The 20,224-nt window shown below is 47.6% G+C and carries 17 protein-coding genes; 7 read left to right on the forward strand and 10 right to left on the reverse strand.

From position 1 onward, the window contains the following. Positions 1-52 precede the first annotated feature (52 nt). On the forward strand, positions 53-2,560 hold the full coding sequence (hrpB, locus tag BFC18_RS15495) for an ATP-dependent helicase HrpB (protein ID WP_070126463.1): 2,508 nt from the start codon (positions 53-55) through the stop codon (positions 2,558-2,560). Between the two features lie 302 nt (positions 2,561-2,862). Continuing rightward, positions 2,863-3,585 carry an acetoacetyl-CoA reductase gene (gene phbB, locus BFC18_RS15500; RefSeq protein WP_070126464.1) on the forward strand — a complete coding sequence of 241 codons (723 nt, stop codon included), beginning with the start codon at positions 2,863-2,865 and terminating at the stop codon, positions 3,583-3,585. A gap of 59 nt (positions 3,586-3,644) precedes the next feature. Here the strand turns inward: phbB and BFC18_RS15505 are convergent, their stop codons facing one another. From BFC18_RS15505 to phaR, 5 genes are all read right to left on the reverse strand, one after another. Continuing rightward, positions 3,645-4,871 carry a lytic murein transglycosylase gene (locus tag BFC18_RS15505; protein WP_070126465.1) on the reverse strand — a complete coding sequence of 409 codons (1,227 nt, stop codon included), beginning with the start codon at positions 4,869-4,871 and terminating at the stop codon, positions 3,645-3,647. Between the two features lie 140 nt (positions 4,872-5,011). Further along, entirely contained in the window at positions 5,012-6,229 is a 1,218-nt protein-coding gene (locus BFC18_RS15510; RefSeq protein ID WP_070126466.1) for a polyhydroxyalkanoate depolymerase, read from the reverse strand. 105 nt (positions 6,230-6,334) lie between these two features. Continuing rightward, positions 6,335-6,682: a phasin family protein gene (locus BFC18_RS15515; protein ID WP_070126467.1), complete on the reverse strand. Its 348-nt coding sequence runs from the start codon at positions 6,680-6,682 to the stop codon at positions 6,335-6,337. 26 nt (positions 6,683-6,708) lie between these two features. Continuing rightward, positions 6,709-7,362, reverse strand: coding sequence for a phasin family protein (locus BFC18_RS15520; protein WP_070126468.1), 654 nt, complete (start codon positions 7,360-7,362; stop codon positions 6,709-6,711). A 191-nt stretch (positions 7,363-7,553) separates the two neighbouring features. Next, positions 7,554-7,970 (reverse strand): polyhydroxyalkanoate synthesis repressor PhaR, encoded by a 417-nt coding sequence (gene phaR / locus BFC18_RS15525; RefSeq protein ID WP_070126469.1) that lies wholly within the window; start codon positions 7,968-7,970, stop codon positions 7,554-7,556. A gap of 246 nt (positions 7,971-8,216) precedes the next feature. On the opposite strand from phaR, the gene BFC18_RS15530 reads away from it, so the two are divergent. Continuing rightward, positions 8,217-8,615: a DUF4168 domain-containing protein gene (locus BFC18_RS15530; RefSeq protein WP_070126470.1), complete on the forward strand. Its 399-nt coding sequence runs from the start codon at positions 8,217-8,219 to the stop codon at positions 8,613-8,615. 99 nt (positions 8,616-8,714) lie between these two features. Here the strand turns inward: BFC18_RS15530 and BFC18_RS15535 are convergent, their stop codons facing one another. Then, positions 8,715-10,490, reverse strand: a complete 1,776-nt coding sequence (locus BFC18_RS15535; protein WP_070126471.1) for a PHA/PHB synthase family protein — start codon at positions 10,488-10,490, stop codon at positions 8,715-8,717. A 15-nt stretch (positions 10,491-10,505) separates the two neighbouring features. Next, on the reverse strand, positions 10,506-10,745 hold the full coding sequence (locus BFC18_RS15540) for a DUF6489 family protein (protein ID WP_070126472.1): 240 nt from the start codon (positions 10,743-10,745) through the stop codon (positions 10,506-10,508). Positions 10,746-10,907: 162 nt separating this feature from the next. Between BFC18_RS15540 and mrcB the strand changes: the two genes are divergently transcribed. Continuing rightward, on the forward strand, positions 10,908-13,244 hold the full coding sequence (gene mrcB, locus BFC18_RS15545; RefSeq protein WP_070126473.1) for a penicillin-binding protein 1B: 2,337 nt from the start codon (positions 10,908-10,910) through the stop codon (positions 13,242-13,244). A 553-nt stretch (positions 13,245-13,797) separates the two neighbouring features. Here mrcB and BFC18_RS15550 read toward each other — a convergent pair. Then, a complete protein-coding gene (locus BFC18_RS15550; protein WP_070126474.1) occupies positions 13,798-14,715 on the reverse strand; it encodes a DUF808 domain-containing protein in 918 nt (305 codons plus the stop codon). Between the two features lie 66 nt (positions 14,716-14,781). Further along, on the reverse strand, positions 14,782-15,570 hold the full coding sequence (locus BFC18_RS15555) for a hypothetical protein (RefSeq protein ID WP_070126475.1): 789 nt from the start codon (positions 15,568-15,570) through the stop codon (positions 14,782-14,784). Positions 15,571-15,820: 250 nt separating this feature from the next. Here BFC18_RS15555 and glnK point away from each other — a divergent pair, with 250 nt between their 5' ends. The 3 genes from glnK (at position 15,821) to BFC18_RS15570 (ending at position 19,140) form a co-directional block, all read left to right on the forward strand. Then, complete coding sequence (glnK, locus tag BFC18_RS15560) at positions 15,821-16,159, forward strand: P-II family nitrogen regulator (RefSeq protein ID WP_070126601.1); 339 nt, start codon at positions 15,821-15,823, stop codon at positions 16,157-16,159. A 30-nt stretch (positions 16,160-16,189) separates the two neighbouring features. Then, the gene (locus tag BFC18_RS15565; RefSeq protein ID WP_070126476.1) at positions 16,190-17,434 is read left to right on the forward strand and encodes an ammonium transporter; all 1,245 of its coding nucleotides are present in this window, start codon (positions 16,190-16,192) and stop codon (positions 17,432-17,434) included. A 203-nt stretch (positions 17,435-17,637) separates the two neighbouring features. After that, entirely contained in the window at positions 17,638-19,140 is a 1,503-nt protein-coding gene (locus BFC18_RS15570; RefSeq protein WP_070126477.1) for a catalase, read from the forward strand. Positions 19,141-19,249: 109 nt separating this feature from the next. Here the strand turns inward: BFC18_RS15570 and BFC18_RS15575 are convergent, their stop codons facing one another. Next, on the reverse strand, positions 19,250-20,116 hold the full coding sequence (locus BFC18_RS15575) for a glycosyltransferase family 2 protein (protein WP_070126478.1): 867 nt from the start codon (positions 20,114-20,116) through the stop codon (positions 19,250-19,252). Positions 20,117-20,224: the final 108 nt, after the last annotated feature.

The following is a 20,224-nucleotide window of genomic DNA, read 5'->3' on the forward strand; positions in this document are numbered from 1 at the left end:
AAATCATGGCAGGCAGGTAAAATGCGCCATACATAAACCACACTGAAGCACTATGACTGCCGCCAGAACTGATTTGCCTGCCAGTGCCCTTATTCCTGAACTGCTCCATGCCGTTGCAACCGGCAATGTGATTGTCGGCGCGCCGCCGGGAGCGGGTAAATCAACGGTTTTACCTCTTGCGCTGTTAGAGGCGGTGAATGGGCGCATTATCATGTTGCAGCCCCGTCGTGTGGTGGTTCGCAATCTGGCCGCTTATCTGGCATCCCAGCTGGGTGAGAAGGTAGGAGAAACGGTGGGCTACCGCATTCGCGGTGAGAATAAAACCAGTAACGCCACCCGACTTGAAATTGTAACCGAGGGCGTACTCTCCCGACTCATTCAGAACGACCCCGAACTCACTGGCGTTTCTCTGATCATCTTCGATGAATTCCATGAGCGCAGCCTGCATAGCGACTTTGGCCTGGCGCTGACGCTGGAAGTGCAGGAGGGCTTGCGGGATGACTTAGGTGTTATCGTTATGTCTGCCACCCTCGATGTGGACGAGCTGAAAATGCTGTTGCCCGATGCCGCAGTGTTAAAGTCGGAAGGCCGACAATTTGAGGTGGAAGAGGTCTACCTTGGGCAGCCTGCTGCACATCAAATGCATGAAGCCGTGGCTCGCGCGGTGAAAAACAGCGTAGATCTGGATGATGGCGACATTCTGGTATTTTTGCCGGGCACCGGCGCTATCAGGCGGGTTGCGAATTTGCTTCATGATCGAAATGTGTCGTCTCATTGTGTGATTCATCAGCTGTACGGTGCGCTTACTAAAGATCGGCAGATGGCAGCAATTCAACCGGACGAAAATGGTAGAAGAAAAGTTATTCTTGCAACCAATGTCGCAGAAACCAGTCTGACCATCGAAGGCATACGTGTGGTGATTGATAGTGGCCTCGAAAATGTAGCGACCTTCCATCAGTCCAATGGTTTTACCCAACTGAACACCCAATTAATTTCTCAGGCATCAGCGACTCAGAGAAAAGGACGAGCAGGACGACTCGGGCCGGGTAAGGTGTATCGGTTATGGAGTAAAGAGCAGCAAGATCGCCTGGCTGGTTTTCCCGTACCGCAAATTCAGCGTGAAGATATCACATCGCTGTATCTCGATGCGCTGGCATGGGGCACCAAGCCCGAAGACATGGCCTTGCTTACCAAGCCTTCTAAAGCGCAGTGCAACGGTGCGACCCAGCGTTTGCAAGCCCTTGATGCACTTGATGATAGCGGTAGCCTCACAGCCACCGGGCGACAGATTGCCGAAGTGCCCGCGCAACCCGCTATCGCAGCAATGCTAATGAAAGCCGAGGCGCTGGCTTCGCAATTTAATGATCTGTTTATAGAGGGCACCATCAAAGAGGCGGCATGTTGGATAGCAGCAGTTGCTGAAGAGAATATTGTGCAGTCGTCAGGTATTCACCTTTCAACATGGCTTCAGCACGCAGACGCTTCTACAGTCGAACGCATGAAAAGTCAGGCCCGACGGTACGCAAAACTGATAGCGACGGCGTTAAAACATTCGCCCGATAAATTGCCCGCCAGAGCGCTAAGTCTGTGTCTCGCGGTTGCTTTCCCATTTCGGGTGGCTTATCGCCGCAAGGGTAACGAGTATAAGCTTGCCAGTGGCCGCGGTGCCAAGTTACCAGACAATGTTATTGAGAAGTCGGATTGGCTGGTGGTGTTAGATGGTCAGGTTCTGGGAAGTGACGTCATTATTCGCACTGCAGAACCGATAACCGAAGCGGATTTGCGAACACTATTTCCGCAGCATTTTAGCGCCCGGGAAACAATGATCTTCAATGCTCAGAAGAAGCAGATGGAGGCGCGAACCACTGAAGGTTTTTATAACATTACGTTGAGTAGCGAACCCGCGACTTCGGTAAGTGAAACCGTAGTCGCTACGGCATGGTATCAGCTTCTTGAAGCGACGCTCTTGAATGACTGGCCGATGTCTGAAAAAGACCGGACATGGTGGAACAGATATCAACTGGCTTGTAAGTACTCACTACGGCAGCCGCAGGCATTCGACGGCGACGCAAATTGGCTGCCCGCAGACTCGCCGTTATCTTTACTGCAAGCTGACGAGTTAAAAAAGCGACTCGGGAAGTTCCGCCGCTGGGAGCAGCTTGAAGGTCTCGGCTGGGCAAACCTTTGTCACCAGGCATTGCCCTGGGGACAACAGCATGCAATGGATACTTTCCTGCCAGAGAGTATTACGGTACCTGCTGGCGAGAATCGTAAGTTGGTTTATCGGTCCGATGGCGAAGTGATGCTTGCAGTAAAATTACAGGAAATGTTCGGGCAAACCGAAACTGTCACAGTCGCCGACGGAAACAAAACTGTGACCATTGAATTATTGTCGCCGGCCGGACGACCCATTCAAACCACCTCTGATCTTAAAGCGTTCTGGCAGGGCAGTTACTTCGATGTGCAGAAAGAAATGAAAGGTCGATATCCTAAACACCGGTGGCCTGACGATCCGATGAGTGAAAAACCTGGGCGTTCGATTAAACCAAGAAACAAGTAATCCGACCGTCGCTCATAAAAAAGTTATTTTCCGTGCTGCCTACTGCTATTTGGTAGTAATTTTTACCTGACTCAACTCCTTGTTTTTGAAAAAGATAATGAGATTAATTCTGGCATAAATTCCCTGCATGAAAATTAAGCGTATGATATTTATGGTAAATATTTACGCGCATAGTTATTTATAAATTTTATTAGACAAAAGTCGCATAAAAAGTCTTTCTGAACCCGTTGTAAAAGTATGAATAAGCGTGTTTATATATGCATTGTTGTACATATTTACGTCAACAATAAGAGGGAGACGAAATGAGTAAAGTTGCACTAGTCACAGGCGGTACCCGAGGAATTGGTGAAGCGATTTGCACAGCATTAAAAGATGCTGGTTATACTGTTGTGGCAAATTATGGTGGTAACGATGAAGCAGCCAAAGCGTTCACTGAGCACACCGGCATTCCTTCATTTAAATTTGATGTCTCGAATTTTGAAAAAACCAAAGAAGCAATTGAGCAAATTGCGACTGATTATGGCCCTGTTGAAATTCTTGTAAATAACGCCGGTATCACCCGGGATGGCACCATGCACCGCATGGATTTTGAACAATGGAATGCTGTTATTCAAACGAACCTTGCTTCCTGTTTTAATACTTGTCGTGCAGTTATCGATTCTATGCGCGAGAAAGGTTTTGGTCGCATTGTGAATATCGGTTCAATTAATGGTCAGGCTGGTCAATATGGTCAGGTCAACTATGCCGCTGCAAAATCAGGTATTCATGGTTTTACCAAAGCACTTGCTCAGGAAGGTGCGGCGAAAGGCGTTACCGTGAATGCAATTGCACCGGGTTACGTTGATACTGAAATGGTTCGCGCTGTACCAGAAGAAGTATTGAAGAAGATTGTTGCTAAGATCCCGGTTGGGCGTCTTGGTACGCCAGAAGATATCGCGCGTAGCGTATTGTTCTTAATTGGCGATGAAGCGGGTTTTATTACCGGTTCAACTCTGTCCGTAAACGGTGGTCAACACATGTACTAAGCCTTTCGGCACAGTACAACACTTCAGAGAGCGATTGTTCGCTCTCTGAAAGATTCAAATTAACTTTGCTTTTCTTGCTTTGGCGCTTCGCTGAAAACCCCTATCGCTTCCATCACATCTAAACCTGGAAATCCATCGGCAACTAAGTTTTTCGACAATTGGTATTCCCGAATACCTGAGCGAGTTGCAGGTCCGATAATGCCGTCAGGCTTGCCCACATCATAGCCCAGTTCATTGAGCGCAGTTTGCAGCTTTATGATATCGTTGCGTTCGTAGGCGGGGAGTTCAGGTAGCGGCTTGATGAGTCCGGCTTCACCGGCAATTTGATCGGCAAGCTTTCCTACTGAAATAGCGTAAAACTCAGAATTATTCCAACGCATGATGATGCGGAAGTTGTGGTAGGCAATGAAAGCAGGGCCATTATGTCCTGCCGGCACCACAACGTATCCTTTTTCGTCGCTGCTACCCAGTGACTCGCCATTGGCTTTGGTAATGCCCATCTGATCCCAGTTGGTAATTGCCTGGCGGTTTTTATAACCGGTATCACGGTAGTCGAAATTTTCTGGTAAGTTTACTTCCCGGCCCCAGCGGAAGCCTGGCTGCCAGCCTAACTGCGATAAGAAATTCGCTGCAGATGCTAAGGCGTCTTCTTCACTTTCCCAGAGATTGATTTGTCCATCGCCGTCTCCGTCGATAGCATAGTTCATGTAGGCCGATGGCATAAATTGCGTGTGGCCCATGGCGCCAGCCCACGAACCAACCATTTGTGTTTGGTCGAGGGATTCCCGCTCAAGTAGCTTCACTGCGGTTATTAATTCTTTAGTGAAATAGGTACTACGACGCTCATCACACGCTAATGTTGCCAAAGAGTTTAATACGTTCATTTTGCCTTTGTAGGAGCCGAAGTTAGTTTCAAGACCCCAAAATGCAACAAGGTAGTGCGCCGGAACGCCGTACTTATGACTCAGTTTACGAAGGAGTTCGCGATGCTTCGCGTACATCTCCCGACCTTTGCCAATTCGCCACGCCGTTACGCGCTTACCATAATAGCCCGGAAACGTTTGCACAAATTCTGGTTGGCTGCGATCGAGTGTAATCACTCTGGGCTGATATTGAATGTTGGCAAATACTTTACTGGCCGTTTCGCCACTAACGCCCTGCGCAACGGCCTGTTGTGACAGTTCCGTTTTACACTGTTCAAAATCGGTGTTGGCGTAAACAGAAGAAGACGCTGCCAGTAATGACAGAACAGATAAACCAAGTTTACGCGGGATCCATTTAGACATGACAAATTACCCTTTTTGTTGAGGCGTTCATGCTACCTTAACTGTCCCCATTGGGGCGAGAGAAACATAGGGGAAAATACGAAACGCGCCTGATTGGAGATCAGGCGCGTAGAGATGGTCGTGCGTTAACCACAGCGTGATTAAGCGTATTTGTGGATGAAATCAGTGATGATGGGGCGCACACTTTGACGGAACTTAGATCCACTGAAAATACCGTAATGACCTGCGCCCGGTTGAACATGGTGCTTACGCATGTTTTTGGGGATATTCTTGCAAATATCCTGCGCAGCTTCCGTTTGGCCAAGACCGCAAATATCATCATCGGCACCTTCCACGGTGAGTAGTGCCGTTTTGGTGATTGTTTCGAAATTCACCGGTTCACCCTGATAGGTAATAGCGCCGCGGGCAATTTCATTGTTCTTGAAAACGCGTTCAATGGTTTCAAGATAGAACTCAGCCGGCATATCTAAAACGGCCATGTACTCATCATAGAATGCACGGAAGCGGTCAGCATCTTCCTCTTCGCCAAATACCAGGTTCTGGAAAAAGTTCTGATATTTCTTCAAGTGTGACTTCTGGTTCATACTAATGAAGCCGCCGAGCTGCATGAAGCCAGGGTAAACCTGTCGACCTTCACCAGGGTAACCATAAGGCACTTTCATAATGGCTACATTACGAAACCAGTTCATCGAGTGTTCCTGAGCGAACTCGTTTACCCGTGTCGGATTTTTGGAGCAATCTAACGGGCCGGCCATGAGTGTTAGCGACTTAGGCACACATTCATTTTTCTTCCCAGCCATAACGGCTGTTGCAATTAGCGCCTGCACAGTTGGCTGACAGATCGCCATCAAGTGTGTGCCAGGGCCAAGAAATTCGAGCATTTCGATAAGATAACCAACATAGCAGTCGAAACTGAAAGGGCCATCTTCAAGAGGTACTTCACGGGCATCAGCCCAGTCGGTCACGTAAATTTCGTGATCAGGTAATAATGCTTCAACGGTACCTTTTAGTAACGTGGCAAAGTGACCTGATAACGGAGCAACCAATAATACTTTATGGTCGTCGTGCACACCGGCTCGATGAAAGTGAATGAGGTCGCAAAACGGCTTACTAAATACGACCTCTTCTTTCACTTTATGCCGTTTATCGTCGATTTTTATCTCGTCGATATTAAACCCCAGCTTTTCGTAGCGTTGTGTCAGCCGCATAGCAGTTTCCAGCGAAGCGCGGGTGATGCGGCCGGGCAAGGTATGACCATAGAGATTGGAAGGATGGCTCGCAATATCGTTAAGCAGACTGAAACCCTCGTGCATAATATATGCACCGCGTGTCAGATAATCATATGCCTGATAATTCATTACGTCTCTCCTCGAAAACTGGCTGGGGCTAAGACCTTTAGGGGAAAAAGGCTCACATAATGTGGAGGGGAACAAGAGCGACGAGAACGTCGCTCTGTCGTTTTTTTACGCTTTAGCGGCGCTTTGGAACTTAGACGTCATTTCGTCGCTTAAACCTTTAAACATTTCGCCAGCTTTTTGCTGTGCTTCTGAAATGATGGCGTAAGAGCTTTTTGCAGTATCAGTCACTGTTTCCTGAACAGTTTCTACATAAGCTTTGTTCATTTCAGCCAGCGCAGACATGTCTTTCTGTTGTGCTGCTTTCTCAAAATAAGACATGTTCTCTGATAACAGAGAGCTATACATGGCGTTTTGCTTCTCAGCCAGATCCTGCATAGTGCTCATGTTTAATGTAGCAAGGTCAGTCATAGGCTTCATTGCGCTTTTCATTTGCTCGTTCATTTGCTCAAACATTACTCTTCTCCAGTTTCTGGGTTGTTTTAACTTGTAGATTTAGTTGCCGCAGGCTTTTTCGCAGCCGTACGACGGGTTCTGGTAGCAGGCTTTTTAGCCGGTGCTGCTTTGGTTTCAGTCGCAGCCTGCTTGGTTTCTTTTGCTACAGCCTTTGTGGTTTCTGCGGCTTTCTCAACCGTTTTCTCCGTTGCCTCTGCGACCTTTTCGACTGCCTTTTCCGCTTCTTTCGTTACGGTTTCTGCTTCTTTCGCAGGTTTGGCGGCCGCTTTCGGTGTCGCTTTAGCGGCTGGCTTTGGCGTGGCTTTTTTCACTGCTTCTTTCGTTTCAGTGGTTGCCTTAGTCGCCGTCTCTTTTGCTGCTTCCGCTGCAGAAGTTAAGCTGGAAGCCATCACTTCTGTTACTTCTTCTCGCATGGCGTTGAGCGTAGAGTAGGTATCTTTCGATGCGCTGGTCATGCGCTCACGAACTGATTCTGCCAGCTCTGAATTCGCATTCATCACACCTTTCAACTCTGTTTGCTTAGATACCGCTTCGATATAGTGCATACCGTCGCTCAGTAACCCTGTAAACAGTGTTGTCTGATGCTGAGACAGACTTTCCAATGTTTTTGTATTCACAGCAAACAGCGTGTGTACCGGCTTAGTGGTACTTTTCAGCTGCTCTGAAAACTTGCCAAACATATTCTTCTCCTGACCAGTTGATGATTTCCATCTGCTGCGTTGCAGCAATCTTTGGTTAGATATTAAGCAATCGAAATCAGGAGATCAACTAAAATGTTGCGGTGCAGCAAAAATAGTTAGACGAATAAATAATAAGCAAATAGCTTTTTATGCTGCTGTGCAACAAAGTGGCGTTAAGGAGGGAGACAAACTTATTTTTGCGACTTTTTCCACGCTTCCATATTTTGTTCAATCATTTTATTGAACATACCAAAAGGCGTGTTATCCATCATATTCTTCATCACACCTTGAACCTGATCATGCTGCTCAATAAAGGCCACTAACGACTGTTCTAAATACTGACGAAGAAAATATTGCATGTCAGTGTCGTAATAGCGAATAAGTTGCTTAAGCAGGGTATTGGTCAGCAGAGACTGATTTTCGTTGGCTTCAGATTCACTGATGATCTGCAGGAGTAATGACTTGGTGATGTCATCTTCGGTTTTGGAGTCGATGACCTTAAATTCCTGCCGTTCATTAATCAGTGTTTTGATGTAATCAAGATTTACATACTGACTCTGTGACGTATCGTACAGTCGGCGGTTAGGATATTTTTTAATGATGATCATGACGTTACCTCTTCGGTTCAATACGCAGAGTAGCGCATTAGACGCTCCACCGGCAACTTAAAAGGTGTGAAAAAAAGCGACACTGTTGCACAACAATTACCGGTGAAAATATATGCGGCTTTCTTAATTACATGATATTGCTCGGTTTTGTCGGGGTGGCATGGTTATCGCTGTAGTGATGATGAGAGCCGTTTTACGCTGAGTCTTAAGGTTAGACGGCAATTCGAATCCAAATTGGAGATCAATATGAATAAATTCGTCAAATCATTAGCGCTTGGCCTGGCAGTAGCATGTTCTGTTAACTTCGCTTCACAGGCTGCCGAAGATACCAAAGAGACGGGTCTATCCAGCGCACCTACAATGCAAACTGAAAATTTTGATGACGCAACTCTGGAAAAATTTACTGTTGCGATGAATGCAGTTAGCGATGTAGCAGATAAATACCAGTCTGAAATCAGCGGCGATGAAACGCCTGAAAAAATGCAGCAAATTCAGCAAGCAGCGCAAACTGAAATGGTAAGTGAAATTGAGAAAACAGGTCTGGAAGTACAGACTTACACCACAATTGCACAATTAGTACAAACGGATGAAAAATTGCGTTCACGTGTACTAGACATCGCTAAAGAGAAAAACAGCGAGTCATAATTTACCGCAAACCGAATAGACAAAAGCACTGGGGCCGCAAGGCCCCTTTTTTGTTTCTCTTCGTCACCGAGAGCGAAGCACCAACCACAAACCAGCAACTCAACCGAGTTGCTTTTTCACGTACGAGCCGGGCGCGGCTTCGATGATTGGGTAATTTTCGTGTTCTCCGGGTTGAGGGGCGTTTACTTTGGTTTTGCGATGGCTAATAAGCCATTCGTGCCAGTTTGGCCACCATGAACCTTCGTGCTTCACCGCACCGTCGAACCATTCACTGGCACTTTCAGGCAGCTTTTCGTTCGTCCAGTGCGGGTATTTGCCGGTTTCTGGTGGATTAATAACGCCAGCCAGGTGGCCTGAACCTGCCAGTACGAAACGGGTATCGCCTTTCACTAACTGCGTACCTTTGTATGCGCCTTGCCACAGTACGATATGGTCGGCCAGAGTCGTCAGGAAATAGACTGGAACATCAATGTTGCCAAGATCAATCGGAATGCCATCGACTTCCACCGCGCCCGGATCTTTCAGTTTGTTTTCCCAATAGGTGGTACGAATGTACTGCTTGAAGCAAGACGCGGTAATGTTGGTCGCATCACTGTTCCAGAACAGAATGTCGAAAGCCGCTGGGTCCTTGCCTTTAAGGTAATTATTGATGAAGTACGACCAAAACAGGTTGTTCTCACGCAGCAGGCTGAAGCTCAAACCCAGAATGCGGCCATCGTAAATGCCCTTAATGTCTGCATTTTGCTCCATAATGGGCAAAGCATCTTCGGTGAGGTAGTTGCCAACTTCTCCGGGCTCACTAAAGTCCAGTAGTGTGGTGAGCAGGGTGAGTGACTCGATCCGGGTATCTTTTTTCGCTCGCAGGTAAGACGTGGCTGCACTTAACAATGTGCCACCAACACAAAAGCCCACCATGTTCACTTTTTTCTTACCGGTAATGTCGCAAACCACATCCAGTGCTTCTATGGGACCTTGTTTCATGTAGTCAAAGAAGTCTTTGTCTGCGAGTGATGCATCTGGGTTTACCCAGGAAATCATGAATACTGAAAAGCCAGAATCCAGCAATCCTTTTACCGCAGACTTGCGCTCATCAAGGTCAAGAATGTAGTACTTATTAATAAACGGCGGCACAAACAGCACTGGCGTTGAATAGGTTTTCTCCACCTTAGGTTTGTAATGAATCAGCTGCATGAGCTCATTCTGGTAAATCACCTGGCCTTCCGTTGTAGCCAGGTTCACACCAACCTCAAAAGCATCCATATCGGTTTGGGTAATTTTGAAGGCTTCCAGCGGACTCTTTTCCAAATCACGCATGAAGTTCTCGATACCCTTCACCATGTTCTGGCCTTTGGTTTTGAGAATTTCTTCGCAGACTTCCGGGTTCGACAGCAAATAATTGGTAGGAGACACCGAGTTAATATACTGGCGAGTATAGAACTTCACTTGCTCTTCTGATTTTGGATCTTTGAACTGCATGGAAGAAATCATTCCCTGCAACATTTTAGAGTTAATCAGATAAGCCTGTTTCATGTAACTGAAAATAGGGTTGTCTTGCCAGTCGGTGTGAGAAAACCGACGGTCGCTTTTTTCTTCCTGCATGACAGGATGGGAATTTTCGCCCAGCATCGCTTTTGTGGCTTGTTGCCACAATTCAGTTTGCTGGCGCATGAAATCCATTTGGGTTTGAATGAGTTTGGCTGAATCAACTTCTACCGCGTCGCCTGAAAGCAATGTGCCCAGCTTCTCCGGATCGAACATAGCGGACGTCTCCTCGCTGCTATTTTTCTTGGTAAGAATATTGTGAACCATTGCATTAAACTGCTGCGCATACTGATTCAGTGTGTCCAGAATATCGTCTTTGTCCTGCTCGTGCACAAGACACCTCCATGCTTACTTTTTGCTGGTTCCTGCAGTGGCCATGCTCTCCAGCATTTTCTGATAATAGGTAAAGGCCTGCTGACTGCCATCCAGGTATGGCTTCAGCATTGACAACATTAGTTCCTGATTGCCGCTTTTGATTTGCTCTGTAAGTTGTGAGATGGTGGCTTCATGGATTTTGCTCATGTCCGGCCAGCCCATTAATTCGCGGGCTTCCTGTGGGGACAGGTCAACATCGATAGAAATTTTCATATTTCGCTCCTTTCTGGCTCATCCAGCCATCCGGATTGATGGTTCTGACGTAAAGGTTTTATCACAACAGAACGACAATGATTTTTACGGTAACATGCGGCTGGCAATTCCGCTGCGAAAACCGCAAAATCCTTTGTGACATTTTCTATATTGGCATGATAAGTGGCTAAAAAACAGACGAAAGTAACGAAACCGAAGAAAATTGGTAGTAAGCCCCGTCGGCGCTGGCCCGGGCTGCTTTTTAAATTATGCCTGGTTGGCTTTGCCGTGTTACTTGGCTACATGGTGTATCTCGATGCACAGATAAAACACACTTTCACCGGTAATAAGTGGGAAGTGCCCGCACAAATTTTTGCTCGCCCACTGGTGTTGTCTGAAGAGCAGGAAATCACCCCGAAAGAAGTCCTCGATGAGCTGAAATTACTCGGCTATCGCAGCGTAAACTCGCCTGATAGTAGCGGTGAATATCGCTATACCCGAAACAAGTTAGTGATGCAGCGCCGGGCGTTCAGTTTCCCCGACGGTGATGAGCCGCTAAGACAAATCACTATTAGCTGGAGCGGTGATCGCATCGGTTCGATTAACGACGACAGTGCCGGGCAGTCGCTGAACCGTATTCGCCTGGAGCCCTGGCTGGTCACTCGTATGGTGAGCAGCAGTCGCGAAGATCGCATGCTGGTAAAACTGGATGAAGTGCCAGCATTATTACCCAAAGCGTTAATACTCACTGAAGACAAAGATTTTTATTCTCACCACGGCGTGGCACCGCTTTCGATTTTACGGGCGTTGATAGCGAACATTCGCGCAGGCCGCACAGTGCAGGGCGGCAGTACGCTCACGCAGCAGTTGGTGAAAAATCTCTATCTTACCAGGGAAAAAGCCATTACCCGTAAGATCAAAGAAGCGCTGATGGCATTGATCATTGATGCCCGCTACAGCAAAGATGAGATCTTGCAGGCCTACCTTAACGAGGTATTTCTGGGGCAGAATGGAGACATGGCGGTGCATGGTTTTGGCCTCGCCAGCTACTTCTATTTTGACCGTCCGGCGAACGAGCTGAGTACCCCTGAAATCGCCACGCTGGTGGCAATGATAAAAGGGCCTTCTTATTACAATCCTCGTCGCTACGAAGAGCGGGTACTGGAACGTCGTAATCTGGTATTGCGCATACTGTTTGAAGCCAATGAGCTCGACCGGGCTGCCTATGAACGCGCGGTGAATTCCCCTATCGGTTTGGCTTCGGGTGCGAGTCTGGCAAGTGGTAAACATCCTGCCTTTATGGACAAGGTTCGTCGGGAGTTAACGGAAATTCTGGCCGATCCTTCGCTAAGGGACTCTGGCGTTAAAGTTTTTACTACGCTAGATATTTACGCGCAGCGCCGGGCAGAAAAGGCCGTTGCCAGTACCTTAAACGGTTTGCAGTCAGATCGTAAAGCGCAATTGCAGGGCGCTATGGTGGTAACCGATATTGCCAGTGGCGAAATTCGCGCTATTGTTGGTAGCCGTGAAACCGGATTTAAAGGGTTTAACCGTGCGCTGGATGCCAAGCGCCAGGTGGGGTCGTTAATTAAGCCAGCGGTATATCTCACTGCGCTGGAAGATCCTGTTTCGTTTAATCTGGCGACACCGCTTCAGGATGAACCTATTACGCTGGAAAACGAAAGCGGAAAAACCTGGTCACCCAAAAACGCAGACAAGAAATTCCGCGGTCAGGTCCCGCTGGTGGAAGGTTTGTCTGAATCACTCAACGTACCCACGGTTAACCTGGGTATGCAGGTTGGGCTAGAAAACGTAGCAGATACCATTCATCGTTTGGGCGTGGAAAGCACATTCCGCGAAGTACCCGCAATGACGTTAGGTGCTATGTCTTTATCACCATTGGAAACTAACCAGATGTACCAGACCATTTCTAATAATGGCCGGTATATTCCACTTCATACTGTTACGTCGGTGGTGTCTGCAAACAACCGCTTGGTTTGGCGACATGCAGAGTATTATTCGCAGCGGGTAGACGAGGCGGCCACCTATCTGCTGAATTACGCGCTTTATAAAGTGACTACAGAAGGTACGGCGAAGCGGGTAGGGCAAACGTTCCCCAATATCAATATGGCCGGTAAAACGGGGACTACCGACGATTATCGTGATAGCTGGTTTACCGGCTTCGACCGCAACAATGTGGCCACCGTTTGGGTCGGCAACGATGACAACCAGCCGGTTCTGCTTACCGGTGCGGGCGGTGCACTACCAGTATTCGTGAATTACCAGAAATCACAGTCTCCGAAATCATTATCCCGTCGATTCCCGCAAGGGCTGGGGATTGCACATTTCGACAGCAAAACCGGCGCTGTTACCATTGCTGGTTGTCCGGATTCTATGAGTGTGCCAGCGATTCTGGATGTGCTGCCACCACCAAGTCAGGATTGTTATGGTCAGCCAGTAAGGCAAGAGCAACAATCGGGTAAGAAAAAGAGTTGGTGGGAGCGGTTATTTGGTGGTTAAGCTTGCAATGGGTAAAGGCCGTTGCTTTTCCAAAACTGTAAAGACATAAAGGCGCAGGCATAAAAAAGCCCTGCGGCCAGGATATATCGATTCATTAAAACTCGTACGCGATATATCAGCTGACCCAGGGAAAGGCCCTACGGGAGCGTTGGGATTAGTGAAAGCGGGCTGCGAGGCTTTGCAGTCCGCTGAAAAGTACAGCACTGGCCAGGTAAGCAACAACGGGCCCAAGCGCAAGAAGTAATAAACCACCGGAAGTTATCATCGTTACTCTCCATTAACTAAGATTAGAAACTGCGCGCTGGCTGACTTCCCGGCAGTTAATTGTTTAGTCGCATTTGCGTAAGTGATAGTTGAATAGCGATAGTTGTGCCATATCGCTTAAAATTCCATTTGTATTGATTTTAAAGGGATTTTTATTTCGAAGAGGGCGCGAATAAATAATCTTGAAAGGAAAGAAACCAAAATTTGGTGAAAATAAAAAAGCAAAAGTGGTGAAAATCACCACTTTTGTTATTTGATCATTGATGTTTGCCTGCAAGCACAGGTCGGTTTAATCGTGAGATTTACCGCGAGTGAAAATTGATACCACGCCCACAATCAACGAGCCCGCAATCAAACCTGCTACACCATCGATGAGCAGTGGAATGATAAAGCCAAGCTGCTCAAAGCCATGACTCATACTTTCTGCAACATGATGCAGGAAAGGAATATTGTGAGTGAGTATACCGCCACCCACCAGAAACATGGCGATAGTTCCCACAAACGCGAGAACTTTCATTAAAATGGGAGCCGAAACCAGAAGTGCGCGCCCGGTAATGCGTTGAAAACCGTTGTAACCGCCAGTGAGAGACTTTCTGAGCAGGTAAAGGCCAACATCGTCCATTTTCACGATACCGGCGACAATGCCATAAACGCCAGCCGTAATCCCCACGCTAAGCGCACACAAAACACCTAATTGGGTGACTAAATCGGCGCCTTGTACACTGCCGAGTGCGATTACAATGATTTCAGCAGAAAGAATAAAATCGGTACGAATTGCCCCTTTAATTTTATCCTTTTCCATTGCCACAAGGTCGACATCTTCCTGCGCCAGTTTGGCGATTCTCGCTTCCCGTTCGGCCTCGTCCTGCTTATGGAACAGGCTATGAATGACTTTTTCTGCCCCCTCAAAGCACAGGTACAAGCCGCCAATGACCAGCAAAATGGTGATAAGTACAGGTATAAACACACTGATCAGCATGGCTGCGGGGACAAGAAACACTTTGTTTAGCAATGAGCCTTTCGCGACCGCCCACACCACAGGCAGTTCTCGTTCAGCGCGTACGCCCTGAACCTGGTTCGCATTAAGGGCTAAATCATCACCGAGTACGCCGGCTGTTTTTTGAGCGGCGACCTTAGACATGGCTGAAATGTCATCGAGCAGGGTGGCGATATCGTCAATAAGAGCAAGTAAGTTGGCGGCTGCCATGGATAATTCCTATAAAAATTTCAGCGGGTAGATTAACCACAGTTATGGTTGTGCGCAATATGCGGGCTAGCGGTTCTCATCGTCTTTTACACCTTTGTTCAGGTGTTTATCGATAAACTTATCGAAGCCGTTGCTTCGATTGGAACAGGCGACACGCCCGCCGGTAAAGGTGGCGATAGTGGCTAGCACATTCGTTGTTGTATCGGAACAATTTACGTTAACCGTGGATGGAGCGTTCACTTCTTCTTCAAGTTTATCTTTGCGGGGATCGACAATATCAGGCGATGTTTTCTGCTTTCTATATGCTTTCGCTGCCATTTCAGCGTCTCGTTGCCGGGCTTGCGCTTGCTGTTGGCTAAAAAAAGCATCCAGTGCACGTCGTGATGTTAATGAGGTTGCAGGGCGACTTCCCTTTTCCGATTCCACTGGGGCCGGTTCAGAAGATGCAGCAGGTGCAGTGTCCTTCGTTGTCGAGACGGGGTTTTGCGCCGGCGCCTGACTCACCTTTTCAGCAGGCGCGGGCTCAACGGGCTCAATGTCGACTTTCTCTATTTGAGGTGAAGGTTCTTCAACAGGCTGTGTCGCCGGCGGTGACGTAATGGCGGGTTGCGGCAAATTTTCTTTGCTAGTGACTGCCGGTGTCGGTGCTTTGAACACTAATCTTGCGTTAATTGGAGGAGGCAGTTCGGGGGCTGGAATAGTCCTGTTCTTTTCAGCGGTTGCGAGAATCACAATCAGTACAGCGTGTATTACCACAGATGCAACAAATACCCCTCGTCGCTTTTTGCAGTGAGGCGTCTCAATATGTGGCCTTTGAGGCGCAAAGAAAGGGCTTTCCATGGTTTCCATACGCATCAAAGACCTGAATAACTGCTTGAAGTTCCGTCATTTACAATGCTATTTCCTAACAGATATGAATCTTCGCACCAAATTGGTGCTATTGGTGTGTAGTGATCACATGTGGTGCAAAAAATTCACATTTTTTATTCATCGATTTGCATAAATATATGATTCTGTTGGATTAAAATTTATGGCATAGGACTTGTCTTAGATTGTGAAAAGCCGCTTTAAGCGAACACAAACAACCATTATCTGGGAGCAACACATGAAACTAGTCACAGCTATCATCAAGCCGTTCAAGCTGGATGATGTTCGTGAAGCCATTTCAGAGATCGGAATCGACGGCCTGACCGTTACCGAAGTGAAAGGTTTTGGACGTCAGAAAGGACACACTGAACTGTACCGCGGTGCTGAATATCAGGTGGATTTCTTACCAAAAGTAAAACTGGAAGTTGCAGTTGCAGCTGATCAGGTTGAGCGACTGGTAGAAGCCATCACCGGTGCAGCAAAAACTGGCAAAATTGGTGACGGCAAAGTATTTGTCTACGACCTTGAACATGCAGTACGTATTCGTACCGGCGAAACTGACGCAGACGCGCTGTAAAAAACAAAAAGAGAAATTGCGGAGAACACAATGGAAATCACATTCGAACTTGGGTATGCATTAGATACCTTCTATTTCCTGATTTGCGGTGCGTTGGTCATGTGGATGGCTGCGGGCTTTGCAATGCTGGAAGCGGGTCTGGTACGAGCGAAAAATACAACTGAAATCCTGACCAAAAACGTCGCGCTTTACGCGATTGCCTGTACCATGTACATGATTTGCGGTTACAGCATCATGTACGGTGGTGGTGACTTCACTTTATTCCTTTCTGGTATCGTTGGTGACGGTGCAACTGGCGTTGCTGAAGATGCAGCCACTTATGCACCATCTGCTGACTTCTTCTTCCAGGTAGTATTCGTAGCGACTGCTATGTCTATCGTATCTGGTGCGGTTGCTGAGCGTATGAAACTGTGGGCTTTCCTTGCTTTTGCGGTTGTGATGACTGGTTTCATCTACCCAATGGAAGGTGCCTGGACTTGGGGTGGCGAAGCCGTATTCGGTATGTACACGCTGGGTGATGAAGGTTTCTCTGACTTTGCAGGTTCTGGTATCGTTCACATGGCTGGTGCTGCTGCAGCGCTTGCTGGTGTACTGGTTCTGGGTGCGCGTAAAGGTAAATACACTGCAGATGGCAAAGTTAACGCTATCCCAGGTGCAAACCTGCCACTGGCAACATTAGGTACATTCATCCTGTGGATGGGCTGGTTCGGTTTCAACGGTGGTTCAGTACTGGCTACTGCTACTGTAGAAAGTGCAAACGCAGTTGCGGTTGTATTCATGAACACTAACGCTGCTGCCGCTGGTGGTGCTATTGCTGCTCTGCTGCTGGCTCGCATCATGTTCGGTAAAGCTGACCTGACCATGGTACTGAACGGTGCGCTGGCTGGTCTGGTTGCTATTACTGCTGAACCTTCTACACCTACTCCGCTGCAAGCGACACTGTTCGGTGCGCTGGGTGGTCTACTGGTTGTAGTATCTATCCTGTTCCTTGATAAACTGAAAATCGATGATCCTGTGGGCGCTATCTCTGTTCACGGTGTTGTTGGTCTGTTAGGTCTGTTACTGGTTCCTGTTACTAACGATGGTTCTACTTTTGGTGGCCAGCTGTTAGGTGCATTAACCATCTTTGTTTGGGTATTCGTTACCAGCCTGATCGTTTGGGTAGTACTCAAAGCAATCATGGGTATCCGAGTATCTGAAGAAGAAGAGTTTGAAGGTGTTGACGTTGCAGAATGTGGCCTGGAAGCATATCCAGACTTCACTTCTGGTCGTTAATACAGACTCCAGGAGACTTGATCAGGCAGTTTAAAATACAACTATAATGTCTGACTCACCAAACTTATAACCCCGCATCTCGCGGGGTTTTTTCTTTCTAATCAAAAAAACTTACTACATAAATCACTAAATCCGATTGGTCGTTTTTCTGCTCATTGTTGTACTAACACAAACACCACAACAGTGACACTCTGGAGACCAATGTGAGCAAGAAACCAACTCTTACTACAAGCGCCGGTGCACCGGTCGAATCGAATCAAACAACCCGTACAGCAGGGGCCCGTGGCCCGGCACTTTTAACCGACTATCAGCTTATCGAAAAGCTGGCGCACCAAAATAGGGAGCGTATTCCTGAGCGCACGGTTCACGCCAAAGGCTGGGGTCTGCAAGGCACATTCACCGTGACCCACGACATCAGCAAATATACCTGTGCAAAAGTATTCAATGAGATCGGTAAGAAGACCGAAGTACTAAGCCGTTGGTCCACCGTGGCCGGTGAGTCTGGTGCTGCTGACACCGAGCGTGATGTGCGTGGGTTCAGTTTGAAGTTTTATACTGAAGACGGAAACTGGGACATGGTAGGGAATAATACGCCAGTATTCTTTATCCGCGACGGTTACAAATTCCCTGATTTTATTCGTACCCAAAAGCGTCACCCTAAAACCAATTTACGTAGTCCCGAAGCCATGTTCGACTTTTGGGCGGCGCAGCCAGAGTGTGTGCATCAGGTGACCATCTTGATGTCTGACCGCGGTATTCCTAAAAACCCCATGTACATGAATGGTTATGGTTCTCATACCTTCAGCATGTGGAACGCAGAAGGCGAACGTTTTTGGGTGAAGTTCCACTTTAAAACACAGCAGGGTCACGAGCACTATACCAATGAAGAATCTGAAAAGTTGATTGGTAAAACCCGTGAGTCGTATCAGGAAGACCTGATCAATGCGGTGGAAGAAGGTAAGTATCCAAAATGGACGCTTTATATTCAGGTAATGCCAGAAGAAGAAGCGGGCAACCAGGCTTACAATCCTTTTGATTTAACCAAAGTGTGGCCGCACAAAGACTTCCCACTAATCGAAGTGGGTGAGTTGGAAATGCACACGGTGCCTGAGAACTATTTCCAAATGATTGAAAACGCGGCTTACAGCCCGTCGAATGTGGTACCTGGTATTGGTTTCAGCCCGGATAAAATGCTGCAGGCAAGGGTCTTTTCCTATGCCGATGCCCATCGATATCGCCTGGGTACGCATTACGAAGCGTTGCCAGCGAACGCGCCTAAAAATGCTAAGGTGAATCACTATCATAAAGACGGCGCTATGCGCTTCTTCACGAATGACTTTGATAATCCAGACGCCTACTATGAGCCGAATCAACATAATGGTCCGGTAGCGCAGGTTGAAAACCCTGAACCACCATTGCGTATTGATGGTGACGCAGACCGCTATTATCAGGAAGACGCCGATATTGATTATGTGCAGCCGCGCGCGTTATACGAAATGTTTTCGGACGAACAAAAGCAACGCTTATACAACAACTATGCTGCCGCGATGGGACCTTGTTCCGATAGCGTGAAAGAGCGTTGGTATGCAGTGTTGGAAAAGGTACATCCTGATTACGCCGCCGGTGTGAGAAAAGCCAATGAAGCACTGGATTCTGACGTAAATGCCGTGCCAGTAACCGATGACACACCGTTAGAAGATAACTAATTGCTAATAAGCTAATACAGTAAAAAGCCCGGCTGAAAAGCCGGGCTTTGTTTTTTAACTTACTGCTAAATGTATTAAACAGCTATACAGCTAGTTTGTGCGCGAACACCTAGGCGGTTTGCGCTAAATCCACAGCTTGTGTTGCGTCTTCATCCGACTCTTTTACCAGATATTTCGCAAGCTCTTCGTCTGTCACTAAACGCATTACGCGCATACCTTCCTGCTCGTAGTCCTGGTTAATCAAACCTAACTCAGCAAATTGGGAAAACATATCGCAGGTCGGGTAAGCGCCCCATTTCTGTTTGAATACTTCAGCGTTCGCAACGATATCGTAAAGGTGATTAACCGGCGGGTTGTAGTGAGCATGGAACTGCTTAAACACCTGTTTGCCGGTATTCAGCAGATAAAGGCCCGCTTTACTGCAGCGCGCAGCAAAATCGAGGTCACCAATACCAAAACCGTGGTAATCGAGGTCGAAGCCGCCAACGCGCTCGTAATCGATACGGGTGATGCCGAAGATGTTGGTATCGAAATTAATAAACGGGACTTTCTCAGGTGCGGTCACATTCGGGGCAACCAGTGATTGCAGGTAGCGTTCATCAATATTATCTACTTTCTGTTCAAGCTGACTGACGTTAGCGGTGACCACTTTGCCAACGCCAAGGGATTTTGTCAGGTCGTCAAGTAGGGTCTCCGGACAAATGCAGTCTACATCCAGGTAAATAAATTTATCGGTTTTGCAGGTGTCAAAGCCGCGATTACGGGCTTTGGGAATAGGAAGCTCCTCGCTTGCTGCAAAACGGTGCACAATAGGGAATTGCTCGCTACTCAGCAGCGATTCATCACTGGGGGGCGCCATCCACACAATCACCATTTCTTTTGGTTGAACAGTGGAGCGCTCGATACTGCTAATCAGGTTAGACAACTGCTGGGTACGTCGCTTTACAATAGTAACAATACTAAATTCAGTGCTCATGGCGTCGTCTCTCTGTCGGTTCATGTCCTAACGGACGGATTTAATAGTGATCCACAGATACGGCTAGTGGTGAGTCATTTGAGCAAAACAGTCAATTGATCGGAAAGA

Origin of the sequence: Alteromonas confluentis (genome assembly GCF_001757105.1) — a bacterium.
GTDB classification, from domain to species: domain Bacteria; phylum Pseudomonadota; class Gammaproteobacteria; order Enterobacterales; family Alteromonadaceae; genus Alteromonas; species Alteromonas confluentis.

Coding starts and splice junctions, on each gene's coding strand:
- hrpB (WP_070126463.1), top strand. CDS start 53: ATGACTGCCGCCAGAACTGATTTGCCTGCCAGTGCCCTTATTCCTGAA.
- phbB (WP_070126464.1), top strand. CDS start 2,863: ATGAGTAAAGTTGCACTAGTCACAGGCGGTACCCGAGGAATTGGTGAA.
- BFC18_RS15505 (WP_070126465.1), bottom strand. CDS start 4,871: ATGTCTAAATGGATCCCGCGTAAACTTGGTTTATCTGTTCTGTCATTA.
- BFC18_RS15510 (WP_070126466.1), bottom strand. CDS start 6,229: ATGAATTATCAGGCATATGATTATCTGACACGCGGTGCATATATTATG.
- BFC18_RS15515 (WP_070126467.1), bottom strand. CDS start 6,682: ATGTTTGAGCAAATGAACGAGCAAATGAAAAGCGCAATGAAGCCTATG.
- BFC18_RS15520 (WP_070126468.1), bottom strand. CDS start 7,362: ATGTTTGGCAAGTTTTCAGAGCAGCTGAAAAGTACCACTAAGCCGGTA.
- phaR (WP_070126469.1), bottom strand. CDS start 7,970: ATGATCATCATTAAAAAATATCCTAACCGCCGACTGTACGATACGTCA.
- BFC18_RS15530 (WP_070126470.1), top strand. CDS start 8,217: ATGAATAAATTCGTCAAATCATTAGCGCTTGGCCTGGCAGTAGCATGT.
- BFC18_RS15540 (WP_070126472.1), bottom strand. CDS start 10,745: ATGAAAATTTCTATCGATGTTGACCTGTCCCCACAGGAAGCCCGCGAA.
- BFC18_RS15550 (WP_070126474.1), bottom strand. CDS start 14,715: ATGGCAGCCGCCAACTTACTTGCTCTTATTGACGATATCGCCACCCTG.
- BFC18_RS15555 (WP_070126475.1), bottom strand. CDS start 15,570: ATGCGTATGGAAACCATGGAAAGCCCTTTCTTTGCGCCTCAAAGGCCA.
- glnK (WP_070126601.1), top strand. CDS start 15,821: ATGAAACTAGTCACAGCTATCATCAAGCCGTTCAAGCTGGATGATGTT.
- BFC18_RS15565 (WP_070126476.1), top strand. CDS start 16,190: ATGGAAATCACATTCGAACTTGGGTATGCATTAGATACCTTCTATTTC.
- BFC18_RS15575 (WP_070126478.1), bottom strand. CDS start 20,116: ATGAGCACTGAATTTAGTATTGTTACTATTGTAAAGCGACGTACCCAG.